19 protein-coding genes are annotated in these 16,239 nt (G+C 67.2%); 8 read left to right on the top strand and 11 right to left on the bottom strand.

The window, feature by feature from the left end; genetic code table 11:
• Window positions 1–108 precede the first annotated feature (108 nt).
• The gene (locus tag Q8M13_RS10930) at window positions 109–576 is read right to left on the bottom strand and encodes a DUF3617 family protein (RefSeq protein ID WP_305299981.1); all 468 of its coding nucleotides are present in this window, start codon (window positions 574–576) and stop codon (window positions 109–111) included.
• Between the two features lie 104 nt (window positions 577–680).
• Between Q8M13_RS10930 and Q8M13_RS10935 the strand changes: the two genes are divergently transcribed.
• The 7 genes from Q8M13_RS10935 to Q8M13_RS10965 all read left to right on the top strand — a co-directional run bounded on the left by Q8M13_RS10935 (window position 681) and on the right by Q8M13_RS10965 (window position 6,860).
• Complete coding sequence (locus Q8M13_RS10935; RefSeq protein WP_304807087.1) at window positions 681–1,157, top strand: PaaI family thioesterase; 477 nt, start codon at window positions 681–683, stop codon at window positions 1,155–1,157.
• Window positions 1,157–2,218 (top strand): alpha/beta hydrolase, encoded by a 1,062-nt coding sequence (locus tag Q8M13_RS10940; protein WP_305299982.1) that lies wholly within the window; start codon window positions 1,157–1,159, stop codon window positions 2,216–2,218. Before Q8M13_RS10935 ends, Q8M13_RS10940 begins: the two co-directional genes overlap by 1 nt.
• A gap of 79 nt (window positions 2,219–2,297) precedes the next feature.
• Entirely contained in the window at window positions 2,298–2,528 is a 231-nt protein-coding gene (locus Q8M13_RS10945) for an aa3-type cytochrome c oxidase subunit IV (protein ID WP_305299983.1), read from the top strand.
• A 354-nt stretch (window positions 2,529–2,882) separates the two neighbouring features.
• Complete coding sequence (locus Q8M13_RS10950; protein ID WP_305299984.1) at window positions 2,883–4,016, top strand: Re/Si-specific NAD(P)(+) transhydrogenase subunit alpha; 1,134 nt, start codon at window positions 2,883–2,885, stop codon at window positions 4,014–4,016.
• Between the two features lie 9 nt (window positions 4,017–4,025).
• Window positions 4,026–4,343, top strand: a complete 318-nt coding sequence (locus Q8M13_RS10955; RefSeq protein WP_305299985.1) for a proton-translocating transhydrogenase family protein — start codon at window positions 4,026–4,028, stop codon at window positions 4,341–4,343.
• 15 nt (window positions 4,344–4,358) lie between these two features.
• Window positions 4,359–5,780: an NAD(P)(+) transhydrogenase (Re/Si-specific) subunit beta gene (locus Q8M13_RS10960; RefSeq protein WP_305299986.1), complete on the top strand. Its 1,422-nt coding sequence runs from the start codon at window positions 4,359–4,361 to the stop codon at window positions 5,778–5,780.
• 312 nt (window positions 5,781–6,092) lie between these two features.
• Window positions 6,093–6,860, top strand: coding sequence for a M23 family metallopeptidase (locus Q8M13_RS10965; RefSeq protein WP_305300000.1), 768 nt, complete (start codon window positions 6,093–6,095; stop codon window positions 6,858–6,860).
• Here the strand turns inward: Q8M13_RS10965 and Q8M13_RS10970 are convergent.
• The gene (locus Q8M13_RS10970; protein WP_305299987.1) at window positions 6,857–7,258 is read right to left on the bottom strand and encodes a hypothetical protein; all 402 of its coding nucleotides are present in this window, start codon (window positions 7,256–7,258) and stop codon (window positions 6,857–6,859) included. The two genes, Q8M13_RS10965 and Q8M13_RS10970, sit on opposite strands and share 4 nt — an antisense overlap.
• A 68-nt stretch (window positions 7,259–7,326) precedes the next feature.
• Between Q8M13_RS10970 and Q8M13_RS10975 the strand changes: the two genes are divergently transcribed.
• The gene (locus tag Q8M13_RS10975; RefSeq protein ID WP_305299988.1) at window positions 7,327–8,199 is read left to right on the top strand and encodes an alpha/beta fold hydrolase; all 873 of its coding nucleotides are present in this window, start codon (window positions 7,327–7,329) and stop codon (window positions 8,197–8,199) included.
• On the opposite strand, the gene tilS is transcribed toward Q8M13_RS10975, so the two are convergent.
• From tilS to ruvB, 9 genes are all read right to left on the bottom strand, one after another.
• The gene (gene tilS, locus Q8M13_RS10980; protein ID WP_305299989.1) at window positions 8,196–9,461 is read right to left on the bottom strand and encodes a tRNA lysidine(34) synthetase TilS; all 1,266 of its coding nucleotides are present in this window, start codon (window positions 9,459–9,461) and stop codon (window positions 8,196–8,198) included. The genes Q8M13_RS10975 and tilS overlap by 4 nt on opposite strands.
• Window positions 9,449–10,282, bottom strand: a complete 834-nt coding sequence (gene ybgF / locus Q8M13_RS10985) for a tol-pal system protein YbgF (RefSeq protein WP_305299990.1) — start codon at window positions 10,280–10,282, stop codon at window positions 9,449–9,451. The genes tilS and ybgF overlap by 13 nt, the downstream gene beginning before the upstream one ends.
• A gap of 122 nt (window positions 10,283–10,404) precedes the next feature.
• Window positions 10,405–10,953 carry a peptidoglycan-associated lipoprotein Pal gene (gene pal, locus Q8M13_RS10990; protein WP_305299991.1) on the bottom strand — a complete coding sequence of 183 codons (549 nt, stop codon included), beginning with the start codon at window positions 10,951–10,953 and terminating at the stop codon, window positions 10,405–10,407.
• Between the two features lie 130 nt (window positions 10,954–11,083).
• A complete protein-coding gene (gene tolB, locus Q8M13_RS10995) occupies window positions 11,084–12,379 on the bottom strand; it encodes a Tol-Pal system beta propeller repeat protein TolB (RefSeq protein WP_305299992.1) in 1,296 nt (431 codons plus the stop codon).
• A gap of 14 nt (window positions 12,380–12,393) precedes the next feature.
• Window positions 12,394–13,239 carry an energy transducer TonB gene (locus tag Q8M13_RS11000; RefSeq protein ID WP_305299993.1) on the bottom strand — a complete coding sequence of 282 codons (846 nt, stop codon included), beginning with the start codon at window positions 13,237–13,239 and terminating at the stop codon, window positions 12,394–12,396.
• Window positions 13,240–13,247: 8 nt separating this feature from the next.
• On the bottom strand, window positions 13,248–13,724 hold the full coding sequence (locus tag Q8M13_RS11005) for a biopolymer transporter ExbD (protein WP_305299994.1): 477 nt from the start codon (window positions 13,722–13,724) through the stop codon (window positions 13,248–13,250).
• Between the two features lie 4 nt (window positions 13,725–13,728).
• Window positions 13,729–14,430 carry a protein TolQ gene (tolQ, locus tag Q8M13_RS11010; protein WP_305299995.1) on the bottom strand — a complete coding sequence of 234 codons (702 nt, stop codon included), beginning with the start codon at window positions 14,428–14,430 and terminating at the stop codon, window positions 13,729–13,731.
• A gap of 128 nt (window positions 14,431–14,558) precedes the next feature.
• On the bottom strand, window positions 14,559–14,999 hold the full coding sequence (locus Q8M13_RS11015) for a YbgC/FadM family acyl-CoA thioesterase (RefSeq protein WP_305299996.1): 441 nt from the start codon (window positions 14,997–14,999) through the stop codon (window positions 14,559–14,561).
• Between the two features lie 98 nt (window positions 15,000–15,097).
• On the bottom strand, window positions 15,098–16,138 hold the full coding sequence (ruvB, locus tag Q8M13_RS11020) for a Holliday junction branch migration DNA helicase RuvB (protein ID WP_305299997.1): 1,041 nt from the start codon (window positions 16,136–16,138) through the stop codon (window positions 15,098–15,100).
• Window positions 16,139–16,239 lie beyond the last annotated feature (101 nt).

Raw genomic sequence — 16,239 nt, forward strand, 5'->3', positions numbered from 1 at the left:
CCCCGTCGATCTACCGGAACGATAGGACGAACCGACCTTTCCGGGGAAGCGGGGCCGGAGAATTTTCCAGGCCCCGCCCTGAAGCTGATGAATTCGTGCCCCTGGCGCCTAGCAGTCCCCCAGGCGTTCGGCGGTGACGTTCATGATCATTTCCTTCATCGCCGGGGTCGGCGGCGGGTCCATGACCGTCTTGGTCTCCATCGTGTATTTCGAGGAGAAGTCGCCCGAGAAACGGCTGTCGATGGTCATCTTGCCGCCCGGATGGGTGCAGCTCGAATGACCGACATAGTCGCTGCCTTGCCGGGTCAGGGTCTGCTCGGTGCAGGTCACGCCGGCCTGTTGGTTGGCCGTCTGCATTTCCTTGAAGCTGGTCTTGGGGATACAGACTTCCATGGTGACGGGCTGGGGCATGGCCGCCATTACCGTGGTCATCTTCCACTTGCCGGGCTTGGGGCCTTCCATATCGGCGAGAGCCGGCGCAGCGCCCACCGCTTCAGGCGCCTTAACGGCCTCTTCCTTCTTCGAACAGGCGCTGGCCAGCAGCGCCACCATCACTACGCTCACTGCAATCCGCATCGTCTTCTCCCTCGAAATTTCAGGCTACGGCAGCAGGCTGATGAGAGCAGATCAGGCGTTTCGGCGCTTGCCATTTTTCAAACGCACGTTCATCAGCCTTGGCGATGTCCGATGATCTGACCGAAGTCCAGACTGCTGTCGTCCCCGATGGCTATGTCATTAATCTGTGGCAGCGCGGCTTTGGCCGCACTGTCGGCCCGTTCTATTCGCGGCGCGACGAGGCCACGAAGGACGAAACCATGGCCTTTCGCGTGGAGGAACACCACGCCAACGGCATGAACAATTGTCACGGCGGCATGCTGATGAGCTTCGCCGACATGGCCTGGGGCCGGGTCATCTCCAACAAGCGCGAGATCGGCTGGGTGACGGTGCGGCTGACCACCGACTTCCTTTCGGGCGCCCACATGGGTGACTGGGTCGAGGGCACCAGCGAGATCATCGCCGAGCAGGACGATGTCTTCACCGTGCGTGGCCGGATCTGGTGCGGCGAGCGCACCCTGATCACCGGCACCGGCGTTTTCAAAGGTATCCGCTCGATCGTCCGCAAGGCCGGCGATCGAGAAACACGAGGGGTGGCGTAATGGCTTTGGATCCGGCGATCAAAGAAGGCGCGCTGGTCGGGTACGAGGACCAGCCTGTCCACTCCGAACCGGGCGCCTTGCCGCCCGAAGTTCAGGCGCCGCTGGCGCCCTTCAAGGGGCGCGAGCCCGATGCGCCGAAGTGGTTCCAGGACGCTATCGCCAACGAGCCGGAGCGGACCTTCGTCACCTCCAAGGGCTCCAAGATCGAACTGCTGACCTGGGGCGAGATCGGCAAGCCGGGCCTGCTGCTGGTGCATGGCAACTCAGCCCACGCCGACTGGTGGAGCTTCATCGCTCCGTTCCTGGCCACCGAGTACCGGGTCGCCTCGATGTCGCTGGCCGGCATGGGCGCCTCTGACTGGCGCGAAACCTACGCCTTCCAGGACTTCGCCGAGGACGCCGAGGCCTGCGCCCAGGCCGCGGGCCTTTACGAGGGCGGCCGCAAGCCGGTCTATATCGGTCACTCGTTTGGCGGCTCGCAGGTGTTCTACGCTGCTGTGAAACATCCCGAACGCATGCACGCTGCAATTCTGGTCGATGTCGGCTTCGGCGGTCCCCCGCCTGACTCGCCCGAAGGCAAGCGCATGCTGGAAGAGCAGCGTCAGCGGATCGCCAACATCCCGACTGGCGACCGCGCCCAGCGGGTCTATCCGACCATCGGCGCGGCGCTCGACCGCTTCCGTTTCATGCCGCCCCAGGCGGCCGGCAACTTGTTCGTCGCTGATTTCATCGCCCGTCGCTCGCTAAAGCGCGCGCCGCTTGAGGATGGCTCGGGCGAGGGCTGGTCGTGGCGATTCGACCCCAATATGTGGAACAAGCTCGATCGCTCGGCGATGATGGCCATGACCACGGACGGGCCGCCGCCTGTCTCCACCCCGCTGGCCCATATCTATGGCGAGCGCTCGGTGGTCATGTCGCGCCGCAGCGGGGGCGAATCCTCGCCGTTGCCGGAAGACATCATCGAGATCGCGATCCCGGATTCGGCCCACCACATCATGGTCGATCAGCCGCTGGCCCTTGTGGCGGCGCTTCGATCCATGCTGGCGGTCTGGCCGGCCTGACCAGCAGCCCTTGAGGCCGGGCTACGGTTCGTGTAGTCCGGCTCCACCTGAGTTTTTGAAGAAGAGAGACGCCTCCGCCATGGCTTCCGAATATCACCGCGGCGACATGGAAATCCAAGAGCAGGTCTCGACCTACCACCTGTTCGTCAGCCTGGCGAAGTGGGGCTCCCTGGCGCTCGCCGCCTTGCTGATTTTCCTCGTCCTCTGGTTCTGCACGGCCACTGGCTTCATGGGCAGCGCCGCCGTTGGCGTGGTCATCGCTGTCGCCGGCTTCTTCGTCCTGCGCGAGCACGGCGAACCGGCCCACTAAGGCCATCGGACGCGGCCGGCTCTTCTGGAGTAGGCTCGCCCCAGGTTCTCACCTCGGTTGAGTGTTGACCCATGCCGACCTCGCGGTCGGCGTGGGTTTTGGCATGTCTGGAGCGCGCGAACCGTAGTTCTATTCACCGCAGCATGAATTTTTCTGAGTTGAGCGCGCCGCCGCGTTCGCCGAAGAGCGCCATGGGCTGGGACTCAGTCGGCGGATATTCGACAAACCTTGAAGCTAAAAGGGGTTTGAGCTCAAACAATTGTTTGAAGTCCGCTGTTCGATTGCTGGACAATGGCTAAGGGCGGCTTCTATGGTCGCCCAAAGTTCGAAGACTAAAATGGGGGAACCGGGCGCATGACGACCATCGCCGTCACCAAGGAACGCCGCGCCGGAGAGACGCGCGTGGCCGCGACTCCAGAGACGGTGAAAAAGTTCATCGGCGCCGGGTACTCGGTCGTGATCGAGGCTGGCGCCGGCGCGGCCGCTTCCTATCCCGACGCCGACTATGAGGCCGCGGGGGCCACCCTGGCGACCAGCCTGACCGACGCCATCGGCAAGGCCGATATACTGCTGAAGGTCCGCGCTCCCGTCGACGAAGAGATCGCCGCCCTAAAGGCCGGCGCCATCGTCGCCGCCACGCTCAATCCCCACATCGAGAAGGACGCCGTTAAGGCGCTGGCCGCCAAGGGCGCGACCGCATTCGCCATGGAATTCGTGCCGCGGATCACCCGCGCGCAGGTGATGGACGTACTGTCCTCGCAGGCCAACCTCGCTGGCTACCGCGCCGTGATCGAGGGCGCCGAGGCCTATGGCAAGGCCATGCCGATGATGATGACGGCTGCCGGCACGATCGCCGCGGCCAAGGTGTTCGTCATGGGCGTCGGCGTCGCCGGTCTGCAGGCCATCGCCACCGCCCGCCGCCTGGGCGCCGTGGTCACCGCCACCGACGTGCGGCCGGCCACCAAGGAACAGGTCGAAAGCCTGGGCGCCAAGTTCCTCGCGGTCGAGGACGAGGAGTTCAAGAACGCCCAGACCGCCGGCGGCTACGCCAAGGAAATGAGCGCCGAGTACCAGGCCAAGCAGGCCGAATTGGTCTCCAGCCACATCGCCAAGCAGGACATCGTCATCACCACGGCGCTGATCCCCGGCCGCCCGGCTCCCAAGCTGGTCAGCGCCGAGCAGGTCGCCTCGATGAAGGCCGGTTCGATCCTCGTGGACCTGGCCATCGAGCAGGGCGGCAATGTCGTCGGCGCGAAGCTGGGCGAGACGGTGGTTACCGCCAATGGCGCCAAGATCCTCGGCGCGCCCAACCTGCCGGGCCGCATCGCCACCGACGCCTCAGCGCTCTATGCGCGCAATCTCTTCGCCTTCGCCGGCCTCTTCCTCGACAAGGAGGGCAAGTTCGCGCCCGACTACGAGGACGAAATCCTGAAGGCCGCCCTCGTCACTCAAGGCGGGGCGATCGTCCATCCCGCCCTCACCGCTTAAGAGGACCCCATGGAAGCCGTCGACCCTACAGTCTTCCGACTGGCGATCTTCGTGCTCGCGATCTTCGTGGGCTACTATGTCGTCTGGAGCGTCACGCCCGCCCTGCACACGCCGCTGATGGCTGTCACCAACGCCATTTCCTCGGTGATCATCGTCGGGGCCTTGCTGGCCGCCGCCGCCCACGGGGTGGATGGCGAGCTGACCAAGAACGTCATGATCTCGAAGGGAGCCGGCGCCATCGCCGCCGCCTTCGCCGCCGTGAACATCTTCGGCGGCTTCCTGGTCACCCAGCGCATGCTCGCCATGTACAAGAAAAAGCAAAAGTAGAGGGAGCGGGGGGACATGAACGCTAATCTCGCCGCCATCGCCTATATCGTTTCGGGCGTACTCTTCATCCTGGCCCTGCGCGGCCTGTCCAGCCCCACGACCAGCCAGGCGGGCAACCGCAACGGCATGATCGGCATGGGCATCGCGATCGGCACCGCGCTGCTCACCCTGTGGGGCCAGGGCAAGCTCGACGCCCTGACGCTGGGTCTGATCCTTGGCGGGGTCGCCATCGGCGGCGCGGTCGGGGCGGTCATCGCCCGCAAGGTCGCCATGACCTCGATGCCGCAGCTGGTCGCCGCCTTCCACAGCCTGGTCGGCATGGCCGCCTGTCTGGTCGCGGTCGCTGCGATCCACACCCCGTCGGCCTACGGCATCGTCGGTGCAGACGGGCTGGTGCACCTCACCTCGCTGATCGAGCTGTCGCTCGGCCTGGCCATCGGCGCCATTACCTTCACCGGCTCGGTCATCGCCTTCGCCAAGCTGAACGGCAACATGTCCGGCGCGCCGATCCTGCTGCCGGCTAGACACCTGCTGAACATCGTCATCGCCCTGGCCATCGTCGGCCTGATCGTGGTGTTGGCGATGAGCGGCGGCCAGGCGATCTGGGCGTTCTGGGCCATCTTCGGCCTGGCTCTCCTGATCGGCGTCACCCTGATCATCCCGATCGGCGGCGCGGACATGCCTGTCGTGGTGTCGATGCTGAACAGCTATTCCGGCTGGGCGGCGGCGGCGCTGGGCTTCACCCTCGAGAACGTCACCCTGATCATCACCGGGGCCCTGGTCGGTTCGTCCGGCGCGATCCTGTCGTACATCATGTGCAAGGGGATGAACCGCAGCTTCATCTCCGTGATCCTGGGCGGCTTCGGCGCCGACGACAGCGCCGCTGGCGGCGCCGGCGGCAAGGTCGAAACCCGGCCGGTCAAGCAGGGCTCGGCCGAGGACGCCGCCTTCATCATGAAGAACGCCTCCAAGGTCATCATCGTCCCGGGCTACGGCATGGCCGTCTCACAGGCTCAGCACGCCCTGCGCGAGATGGGCGACAAGCTGAAGGAAGAGGGCGTGGAGGTGAAGTACGCCATCCACCCCGTCGCCGGACGCATGCCGGGCCACATGAACGTCCTGCTGGCCGAAGCCAACGTCCCCTATGACGAGGTGTTCGAACTGGAGGACATCAACTCCGAGTTCTCCACCGCCGACGTCGCCTTCGTCATCGGCGCAAACGACGTCACCAACCCGGCGGCCAAGACCGACCCGACCTCGGCCATCTACGGCATGCCGATCCTCGACGTCGAAAAGGCCCGGACGGTGCTGTTCGTGAAGCGCGGCATGTCCTCGGGCTATGCCGGCGTCGAGAACGAACTCTTCTTCCGCGACAACACCATGATGTTGTTCGGGGACGCCAAGAAGATGGTCGAGGGGATCCTGAAGGGTCTCTAAGCTCCGGCCAATCGACGACACTATCGACGGCGCGCCCAGGATCTGGGCGCGCCGTTTTCGTTTGTGGCGACGGCTTTGAATCGAGCGTCGGTATTCGAGAGCGTAACCGCTTCTTCAGAAAATTAAGGCAAAGCCTGCTTCCCCGCGCGGCAATACGCGCCGCCAAGAGGGCTTCTCGCCGCCACGTTTTCGTCTAGAAGGGCGGCCACTTAACGCTCGCATATATCGAGAAATCGTCGCAGCTAGGCCGCCTAACCTCAAGCGGGCCTCAGTAAAGCTCGGCTGTACTGGAAGAGGTTCTTTTTGAATTCAGTGACATTGGCCGGGGCCGGCCGCTTGCGTCATTTCTGGGTCGAGGGCGTCCTGGCGACGGCCCTGACCCTCAGCGTCGTGACCGCCGCCTACGCCACCACTGCGCTTAGCCCGTATATCGCCAAGCCTGCGCCGACCTACGCCAAGGTCGAGGCCCAGGTCCCGGCTGCGCCGCCCGCGCCGCCGCCACCTGAGTTCGCCTTTGGCGAGCCGGTGCCGGGGCACGACGTCAATTCTCCGTTCGGTTTGCGCCGGATGCCATGGGAGCGTCATGGACGCCTGCATGAGGGCGTCGATATCGCTGCGCCGTCCGGCAGACCGGTCGTGGCGGTCGCCGACGGGGTGATCACCAAGATCGGGCGCAGCGCCTCCTACGGCCGCTATGTCGAGGTCCGGCACAGCGAGGGTCTGGTCAGCTTCTACGCCCATCTTGGCCGTGTCGATCCACACGCCAGGGCTGGCGTGGCGGTGAAGGGCGGAACGATGATCGGCAAGATAGGCTCCAGCGGAACCTCGACCGGCCCGCATCTCCACTTCGAGATCCGACAGAACGACCGCCCGCTGAATCCGGTGGCCTTCATCGACCGAGAGTTCGCTACGGCGCAGGACCTGCCCCTGAAGGCCGCCGCCTACTATCCCAAGAGCGTGCGCGTCGCCCAGGTCGCCAGCATTCCGGCGAGCAAGCGCGTGGGAAGCGGCGCACGCGAGACCCAGGACGGCCGCGTCGCCGCCACCCTTCAGGTCGCCGCCGCCACCGCCGGCGATTAGAGCCGGGGCTTGCCGAACGCCCGGTCAGCCACGAAGGCCGCGAACAGGATCGCCGCGCAGGCCGCCGCCACGAACCAGGCCGGATGCGGAATGCTGGTCATGGTCCAGGCGGCGAAGCAGAAGATCAGCAGGCTGGTTATCCGGCCGGCCAGGGCCCGCCGGCCGGCGATCAGATTGGCGGTGGACGATCCGGCCAGCACGCCCAGGAACCAAGCGAGCAGTATGGCGATCTTCGCCTCCATCGGCACGCGGGACATCACCGTCTGAAGCTGGGCAGGATTGGTGAGGTCGACGCCGGGCGGCGGCGGAAAAATCGTGTGTCCCATGCCCTCGACCACGCCGGTGACGATGGCCCCGACGACGATGCCCAGCACCACACCCAAAATCAGCCGTAACATCGTCTTCGCCTCCAGGATCGACCTGGCCGCAACCTCGGCTAGATTGGCCTGATGCTCAAGGTTCTGCGATGACGACCCAGCGTTTCCACTCGACGCGGGGAGAATTGATCGACATCGGCGGTCGCCGGATGCGGGCCGTTCGGGCCGGACCTGCGTCCGAACGCCCGATGATCATCCTCGAGGCCGGCTCGTTCGGCTGCGCGGCCGATTGGGCCGTGGTTCAGGACCGGCTCGCGGCCAAGGACCTGGCCAGCATCGCCTACGACCGCGCCGGGCTAGGGTTTTCCGATCCGGGGCATGAACCACGAGACGGCCAAGCCATCGCCGCAGACCTCGAAGCGATGCTGGAGCGCATGGGAGAGCAGGGGCCGTTCGTCGCGGTCGGCCACTCGATGGCAGGGCTGATGCTCCGGGTGTTCGTTCCGCGAAACCGCGAAAAGGTCGTCGGCGTCGTGCTGGTGGATGCGGTGACGCCTGAGATGATGGATGTGAAGACCGCCGCGCGCGCGGTTCACGCCTATCGCCGGGCGATGAAGTTCGTGGGGCGATGGTCCGGGCTGGGCTTCATGCGGCCAGTCTCGCTGCTGATTGGCGACATGATCGGGCTGGAGGGCGAAGCCTCCAAGGAAAAACGCCGGATCTACGGCTCTCCGGTTCATGCGCGCTGGTCGGCGGACGAGGTGCAGAACTGGGTGCGCACCGCCAACCAGGGGCGCGAGGCGGGCGTCTTTGATCCAGACCTGCCGGTGGCCGTGGTGACGGCCGGCGACGAACCGGCCGCCGCGTCCCTGAAGGCGCTGGAATCGGCGCCGGCTCACGCGTCGCGGCATGGCTATGTCGAGCATGTGCATGGCGCCAACCACGCCAGCCTGCTGGGCCGGAAGTTCGCCGATCCGATCGTGGCCGGCGTGGAGCACGTCCTCAAAGCGGCCGGCCGCTAGGGTTCCGCTGGGATTGCGCCGCAGGCCGCCATCAGACGCGCAAGCACCAGGGAGCGCACGGTGACGTCGCTGGCGGGCTCCAGAATGGGGCAGGTGACTTCGCCGTTTGACGAGACCAGGATTGGAAGCGCGCCCCTCGCGGCGCGTGGAATGTGGCGCAGGGCTTCGCGTTCGGCGGCCGGCAGACGGGCGGAATGACCGGCCAGAGCGGCGATGCGGACTGGTCTCGACGCCCGAACTTCAAATCGTCCGTCCCAGACGCCCTCGCCCATCAAGTCCAGCGTGGGAAGGTTGGCGCGTTTGATCTCGCCAGCCTCCCGTGCGAACCGCACCTCATGTGCGTCCGCCTCGATACGCGCGCCGCACAGGGTGGCGGTGACAGGTAGCGGCCCTCTTAGCGCCAAGGCGAGACGTTCCAGGCGCTCGCCGCGCGGCGGTCTGTCCGTGCCTGCCGCGCACAGGCTGGCGATCGCGACCAGCTTGGCGCCGTCAGGGGCGGCCAAGGCGGCGCGAGGCAGGGTGAGGACCCCCGCCGGGTCAGCGCGGACGGCCCGCGCCAAGTCTGCGAGCCCATCGGACGGCTCGGCTCCGAGCGAGCTGCTGGGCGTTGGTCCGGCCGCGCGGGCGCGGGCGCGGGCGCGGGCGCGGGCGAAGCGCAGGTCGCTGTTGCTGGGGTCCTCGATCCAAGTTTCGCCCTGGGCGGTCAGCCAGTCGCGGATCTCCGCCCGCGCCAGGGCCAGCATCGGCCGCAACAGGAAGAGGTCACGCCCCTCCGGCCACACGGGCGAGGGGCTCCACTCGCGCGGCGACGGCGTGGTTGAGCCCTCAAGGCGCATGGCGGCGGCTTCGTCCAAGTCGCTCGCAGTGTGGCCCAGCAAGATTACGCGGGCGCCGAGGTCGCGGGCGGCGACGGCCAACAGTCGGTGGCGTGCGCTTCGCGCCGCCGCTGACAGGCCATGAGCCGGTTTGTCGCCCATCCAATCGAGGGCGTGAAACTCCAGGCCGAGGCGCGCGGCCAGCGCCGCACAGGCCCTCGTCCAGCCCCGGCTTTCCGGCCGTAGTTGGTGGTCGACCGTGAGGACGATGAGGCGGCGACCATGCCGGCGCGCCCAGTCTGCAGCAAACAGGGTCAGGGCGTGGGAATCCCCGCCGCCCGACAGGCCGACGGTGATCGGGGCCGCGGACTCATGCTTCAGACGCTGGTCCAGGACGGCGCGAACGCCGGCCTGAAGATCGGTGACCGGCGTCGTCAGGCGGCGCACTTGGCCTGGGTGCGCGCAGCCGCGGCGCGGCTCTGCACGGCCGCCGGGGCCTTAGGATAGCGGCGCTTGAACTCGTCGAGCGTCTGGCAAGCGTCCGAGGGCTTCTTCAGGGCGATCAGGCTGCGCGACAGCTCGACCACGGCGTCGGGCGCCCAGCTGGTGTTGGGCCAGCCGCGGATCGCGCCGATATAGGCGCCGGCCGCCTCGGCCTGCGCGCCGCGCGCGGTCAGGGTCTTGCCCAGCCAATAGCGGGCTTCGGGCGCCTTGGCGCTGTCGCCATGGTCGGCGACATAGTCGCGAAAGCCGGCCTCTGCGGCGGCGTAGTCGCCGGCCAGCATGGCTTGCCGCGATTGGGAAAAGGCTTCGGCCGGGCTGAGGCCCGCATTGGCCGATGGGCCGCCGGCCAGCTCACCCGAGACATTGGGCGGGCTTGGGGCGGTCGCGCTGCTTTCGAATGCGGTGAGACGATCGGACAGCGCCTTGTTCTCGGCGCGCAGGGCGGCGGCGTCGCGCTTGGCTAGTTCGGCTTCGCGGGTGGCGTTCTCGATGTCGCCGGTCATCCGGGTCAGGCTTTGCTCGAGCTCGCCCAGGCGGCGGGAGACCTCCTGCAGTTGGTAATCTGTCTCGGCTGGCTGCACGACGACCGGCTTCCCGGAGTCGCGGCCTTGGAAGACGATCGAGCGCAGTTCGCGCATGACCTGCTCCATGCGGTCGAGCCGGCGGGCGTCGCGCGCATCCAGCGGGTCCATGGGGACCTGGGCGAGCGCGGTGGTGGCGATCAGGCTGAGCGCCAGGGGCAAGGCGAAACGGCGAAACATCATGGAGTCCATCATCTACAGGATCGGACGGCCAAATTGGGGCTCTTCAGGGCGGATAGATGAGGCGTGAAAACGCAAAGAGGGGACCCGATGGGCCCCCTCCCGCATTCGTTCGCCAGCAGGCCTTACTGCGCGCCGCCGACGATCGCCGTGCGGGCGTTCCGGTTTTGCTGGAAGGCGTCCTCGGTCGTGCCCGGATCGATCGGACGTTCCTTACCGAACGACACGGTCGAGATGCGCGACGGGGCGACCCCGCGCGAGACCAGGTGCTCACGCACCGAATTGGCGCGGCGCGAGCCCAGGGCGAGGTTGTATTCGCGGGTGCCGCGTTCGTCGGCGTTGCCTTCGATGCGGACCTGCACGTTGGGATAGCGCACCAGCCAGGCGGCTTGGGCGTCGAGCAGAGGCGCGGCGTCAGCGCGGACCGAGTAGCTGTCCAGGTCGAAGAAGACGCGTTCGCCGACATTGACGACGAAGTCTTGGATCGTGCCCGGGGTGACCGTGGCGGACGGCGCGGGCGCCGGGGTCGGGGTTGGCGTCGGGGCGACGGCGGGCGGCGGCGCGGGTTCCGGCGCAGGGCCGGGCTTCGGACGCGAGGCGCAAGCCGTAACGGACAGGGCGGCGGCCGCAACTAGGGCCAGTCGAAGGGCGTGCTTGGTATTGAAGCTCTGCACGTTGGCTTCTCCTATTTAAAGTTTCGACGATGGCGGGTCCCCACAGCCAGTTCTTGTTTCTACCTGGGTTTTAGGGGGCCGGACATTTGAAAAGACCGTCAGGCGGGAATATTACACCTAACAGGACTGGTTAATTCTGGAGCGGTGACCACGCTGGGTCGGAGCCGGAGCCAGGATAGGGCGCAGCCCGCAAAATTCTGCCAGTCACGTCCACGGTCCACAGGCGTGGTCCGGCGCCCGGCGTCTCGCGGCTGAACATCAGAACCCGACCATTGGGCGCCCAGGTGGGGCCCTCATCCATGTAGCTGGTGGTCAGCAGCCGCTCGTCGGTGCCGTCCGGACGCATGATGCCGATGTGGAACTGGCCGCCGGCCTGCTTCGTAAAGGCGATGAAGTCGCCGGTCGGGCTCCAGACAGGGGTGGTGTAGCGGCCCGAGCCGAACGAAATTCGGCGCCCGCCGCCGCCATTGGCGTCCATCACATAAAGCTGGGCGGTGCCGCCGCGGTCGGAATTGTAAACGATGCGCGAGCCGTCGGGTGAGAAGGACGGCGAGGTTTCGATCGACGGATCGGAGGTCAGTTTGGCGCTGCTGCGGCTGCGCAGGTCCATCACATAGATGTCGCTGTTGCCGTTGCGCTCCACCGAGAAGGCGACGCGGCCGCCATCGGGCGAGAACCGCGGCGCGAACACCATGCCGGGGAAGTTGCCCAGGGTCTCGCGACGGCCCGATTCCAGATTGAACAGGTAGATCGACGAGCCTTCCGGCCGCAGCGCCATATAGGTGATCTCCTGGCTGCTCGATGAGAACCGGGGGGTCATGACGATGTAGGAGCCGTCGGTCAGGTAGCTGGGATTCGCGCCGTCCTGATCCATGATCGCGAGCTGCTTCTTGCGGTTGATCCGGCCGCCGCTCTCCGACACGAACACGATGCGGGTGTCGAAATAGCCCTTCTCGCCAGTCAGCCGTTCATAGACGGCGTCAGAGATCTTGTGCGCCAGCTTGCGCCAGTTCTCCGGGGTGGTGGTGAACTGCAGGCCCAGCAGCGGCTGTTCGGAATAGACGTCCCAAAGCCGGAAGTTGACCGTGAGGCGACCGCCTTCGACGGTCGCCTGCCCATTGACCAGGGCCTGGGCGTTGATCGTCTTCCAGTCGGCGAAGCGCGGCTGGACGTTCACGTCCGGGTTCTTCTCGATATAGGCGGCCTGGTTGATCGGGGCGAACAGACCCGAACGTTCCAGGTCGCCGGCGATCACCTGGGCGATCTCGGCGCCCTGGGCGCCGCCAAACACCGGAATAGCGATCGGCAGGGGTTTTACGTCGCCGCGGTTCACGTCGACTTCGATCTGGGCCTGGGCGGGCGCGACCATCGCCGACGTGGACAGCAGCGCGGCTGCAAACGCCAGGGCCAGGGTTTTCAGTCGCATGGGACGGATCTCCATTAGAGGCAGGCTTCGCGGGCGTTGAAATTGACGGCGATGCGGTCGCCGTAGAACTGGCGTGGCAGGTCGCGGAACGGGGCGGCGGCGAAGACGGCGCGGATTGCGCGTTCGGCGGCGGCCTTCTCCACGGGATTGGCCGAGCGTTCCTTGCCGCCGGCGTCGGGCTGGCCGAGCACCTGGCCGCTGGAGCTCAGGGTGAAGGTCACGCGGATGCGCACGTCGCGCCCGCCCTCGACCTCGCAGTTCGGGTTCCAGCGGCGTTGCAGTTCGTCGGTCATGCCGGCGACGGCGGCGGCCGCCTGGCCGGAGCCCAGGTCAGGTCGCGCCTCACGAGCGGTCGCCGGGCGGCTTTCGCCCTTGGCGGCGGACGAGCGTTGCGCGCCGGAGCTTTTCGCCGACTTGGCGACGCTGGCGGCCAGAGCGTCGAGATCGAGGCCTGAGGATTTTGGCGCCGGCTTGGCGGCGGGTGGCTTGGGCTTCGGCGTGGGCGCTGGGGCCGGTTTGGGCGCTGGAGCAGGCGTCGGGACCGGCTTGGGAGCCGGCTGGGGCGCGGGCTTTGGCGTCGGAGCCGGCGGGGTTGGCGTCGGCGCAGGCTCGGGAGCCGCTGGCGTCGGGGAGGCGTCCGGCACGGGATCTTCGGTCTGGGCCGGCGTCTCTTCGGGCGCCTCGATCGCCGGGGCCAGGTTGGTGCTGGGCGCGTTGGCGACGATGTTGATCGGCACCGCGCCGCCTACCGGCAACGGCCGGCTCCAGGGCCATGCGATCAAGGCAGACACGATCACCCCTGCGTGCAGCAGGGCTGATGCGACCATCGCGGCCGAAAACTCCGACTGTTGCCGCGCCATTGTTGGCCTCAGCGCTGTTCACCGCCCGACGATGGGCCGCCGGTGTCGGTGATCAGGTTGATCGTGGTGAAGCCCGAGGTGGACAGCGCGGCCATCACCTGAGCGACCACGGCGTAGGAGGCCTGGCCGTCGGCGCGGACGTAGATCGGCTTGGCGGCCTGGTCGCCGACCATGGCGCGCAGTCGCGGCGCCATGTTGGAAAACGGCACGGCGTCTTCCTGGATGAAGATTGCGCCATCGGACCGGATCGAGACGGTCAGCGGCTCGGACTGGTCTTCCATCGCGCCGGCTTCGGTCTTCGGCAGCTCGACGGGAACGCCGACGGTGAGCATGGGCGCCGAGACCATGAAGATGATCAGCAGCACCAGCATCACGTCGACCAGCGGGGTGACGTTGATCTCCGACAGCGCGCCGCGAGAGCGGCGGCCGCGGCGACGGCGCGAGCCGCCGGTGGCCGAAAAGGCGTCGTGAGCAGATAGCGCCATGGCCCTAGACCCGCTCGGCCAGGCGGCGCTGGATCGCGGTCGACAGGTCGTCGGCGAAGCCTTCCAGGCGGCCGGCGTACTTGCCGGAGTCGGTCGAGAACTTGTTGAACGCGATATAGGCAGGGATGGCCGCTATAAGGCCGATGGCGGTGGCGAACAGGGCCTCGGCGATCGAGGGGGCCACAACCGCCAGGTTGGTCGATTTTTCCACGGCGATCGCCTGGAAGGCCTTCATGATACCCCACACCGTGCCGAACAGCCCCACGAAAGGTGACGCGGTGGCGACGATGGCCAGCGAGCCGAGGCCGTTTTCGACGCGGGAGGTCTCGCGCGCGATCATGGTGTCGAGGGTGCGGTCGATGCGCTGGATCAGGAAGGCGGTCTGGCTCTCGGACACCTGTCCGCGGGCGCGGGCCTCGCGCCATTCCTTCAGCGCGCCTTGCAGCATCCGGGGCAGGGCCTGGGTCGGCCGCTCGCCGGCGTCGGACGCGATTTCCTCAAGCGGCCGGCCGCTGGCCACCAGATCCTCGAAGTCGCGGGCCTCCTTGTTCAGCTTGGTCAGCCGCACGCTCTTGTCGATGATGACGGTCCACGACCAGAGCGAGGCCAGGATCAGCCCCACCATCACGGACTTCACCACCCAATCGGCGCGGATGAACAGATTGATGAAGCTGAAGGTCTCGGCAGTGATCGGGGCGGCGTCCATGCTCTCCAGGGGCTCCGTTAGCAATGAGGCGCACGAGTTCAAGCCTCGCGCGGTGGCGAACTTAAGGCCGCCAAGTCTGGTTAACCGGCTTCTAACGCGGAAATGGTGAAGGCGGTTTTACGCAAACCTTACGCAAATAGCGGGCGCAGGGTGTCCAGCATGCCGGGCGGCGGCTTTCGCGGCCGGCCCTGAAGGTCGATGCAGGCCGCCTCGACCAGCGCCTGGCAGACCAGCTCCTCGCCGCGGGTGATTCGCTGGCTGATGAACAGCCGCGGGCCACGGGCCGAGTCATAGGTGGTCCGCACCGCCAGGGCGTCGTCGATCCGCGCCACGCGCTTGAAGTCGATCTCCATGCGGACGATGGCGAAGGCGGCCGGATCGGGCCGGTCCAGCAGGTCGGCGTGGGTCACCCCGGCGATCCGCAGGAAGTCGGAGCGGCCGCGCTCGAAATAGCGGACATAGTTGCCGTGATAGACGACGCCGGTGAAGTCGGTGTCCTCGTAATAGACCCGCACCGGCAGGACATGCTCGCGGCCCTCAAGGAAGCCGGCGGAGGGTTCGATGCTCATGGCGGCAGGGTAGGGCGGGGCGTCGCTCGCCTCAAGTCAAAGTCCCCTCAGTCCGCTTCGCTGACAGCTCCCCCAGCGGGGGAGCATTTGGGCGGGGGTTAGTCGTCGAACTGGGTCGGTTGGCCGGGGGTGGGGATTTGCGGCGGGGGGGTTAGGCCTAGGTGGGCGTAGGCCTTGGCGCAGGCCATGCGGCCTCGGGGGGTGCGCTGGATGAAGCCTTGCTGGAGCAGGAAGGGTTCGATCACGTCCTCGACGGCGTCGCGGGCCTCGGCGATGGCGTAGGCCAGGGTCTCGACCCCGGCCGGGCCGCCGCCATAGTTCTCGATCAGGGCCTGGAGATAGCGTCGGTCGAGGGCGTCCAAGCCCGCCTGGTCGACGTCGAGCCTGGCCAAGGCGCGAGCCGCGGCCTTGCCGTCGATCACGTCGGACCCATCGGCGGCGGCGAAGTCGCGGACCCGGCGCAGCAGGCGCCCGGCCACGCGCGGGGTGCCGCGCGAGCGGGCGGCGATCTCGCTCGCGCCGTCCAGCGCCAGGGAGACGCCCATCTTGGCGGCGGCCCCGGTCAGCACCTTGGTCAGTTCGGCCTGGGTGTAGAACTCCAGCCGCAGCGGGATGCCGAACCGGTCGCGCAGGGGCGTGGCCAGCAGGCCCGCGCGCGTGGTCGCCGCGACCAGGGTGAAGGGCGCCAGGTCGATGCGGATCGAGCGGGCGGACGGCCCCTCGCCGATGATCAGGTCGAGGACGTGGTCCTCCATGGCCGGGTAGAGGATCTCCTCCACATTGGCGGCCAGGCGGTGGATCTCGTCGATGAAGAGCACGTCGCGGGGTTCGAGATTGGTGAGGATGGCGGCCAGGTCCCCGGCCTTGGCCAGCACCGGCCCCGAGGTGGCGCGGAAGTTCACGCCCAGCTCGCGGGCGACGATCTGGGCCAGAGTGGTCTTGCCGAGGCCCGGCGGGCCGAACAGCAGCACATGGTCCAGCGCCTCGGACCGCGCCTTGGCCGCCTCGATGAAGACCTTGAGGTTGCCCTTGGCCTGCTCCTGGCCGACGAATTCGCTGAGCGTCTGCGGGCGCAGCGCCTTGTCATGGACGACCCCGGCCTCGAACGGCTGGGCGTCGGGGGAGACGATGCGGGTCATGAGCCCTCTCCGGCGAGGCGGCGCTGGCCCCTCACCCGACCTCTCCCCAGCGGGGAGAGGAGAAGAGGAAGCTTAGATCCTCCCCCGCTGGGGGAGGTGGC

It is taken from the genome of Phenylobacterium sp. (assembly GCF_030681155.1).
Lineage (GTDB): Bacteria > Pseudomonadota > Alphaproteobacteria > Caulobacterales > Caulobacteraceae > Phenylobacterium.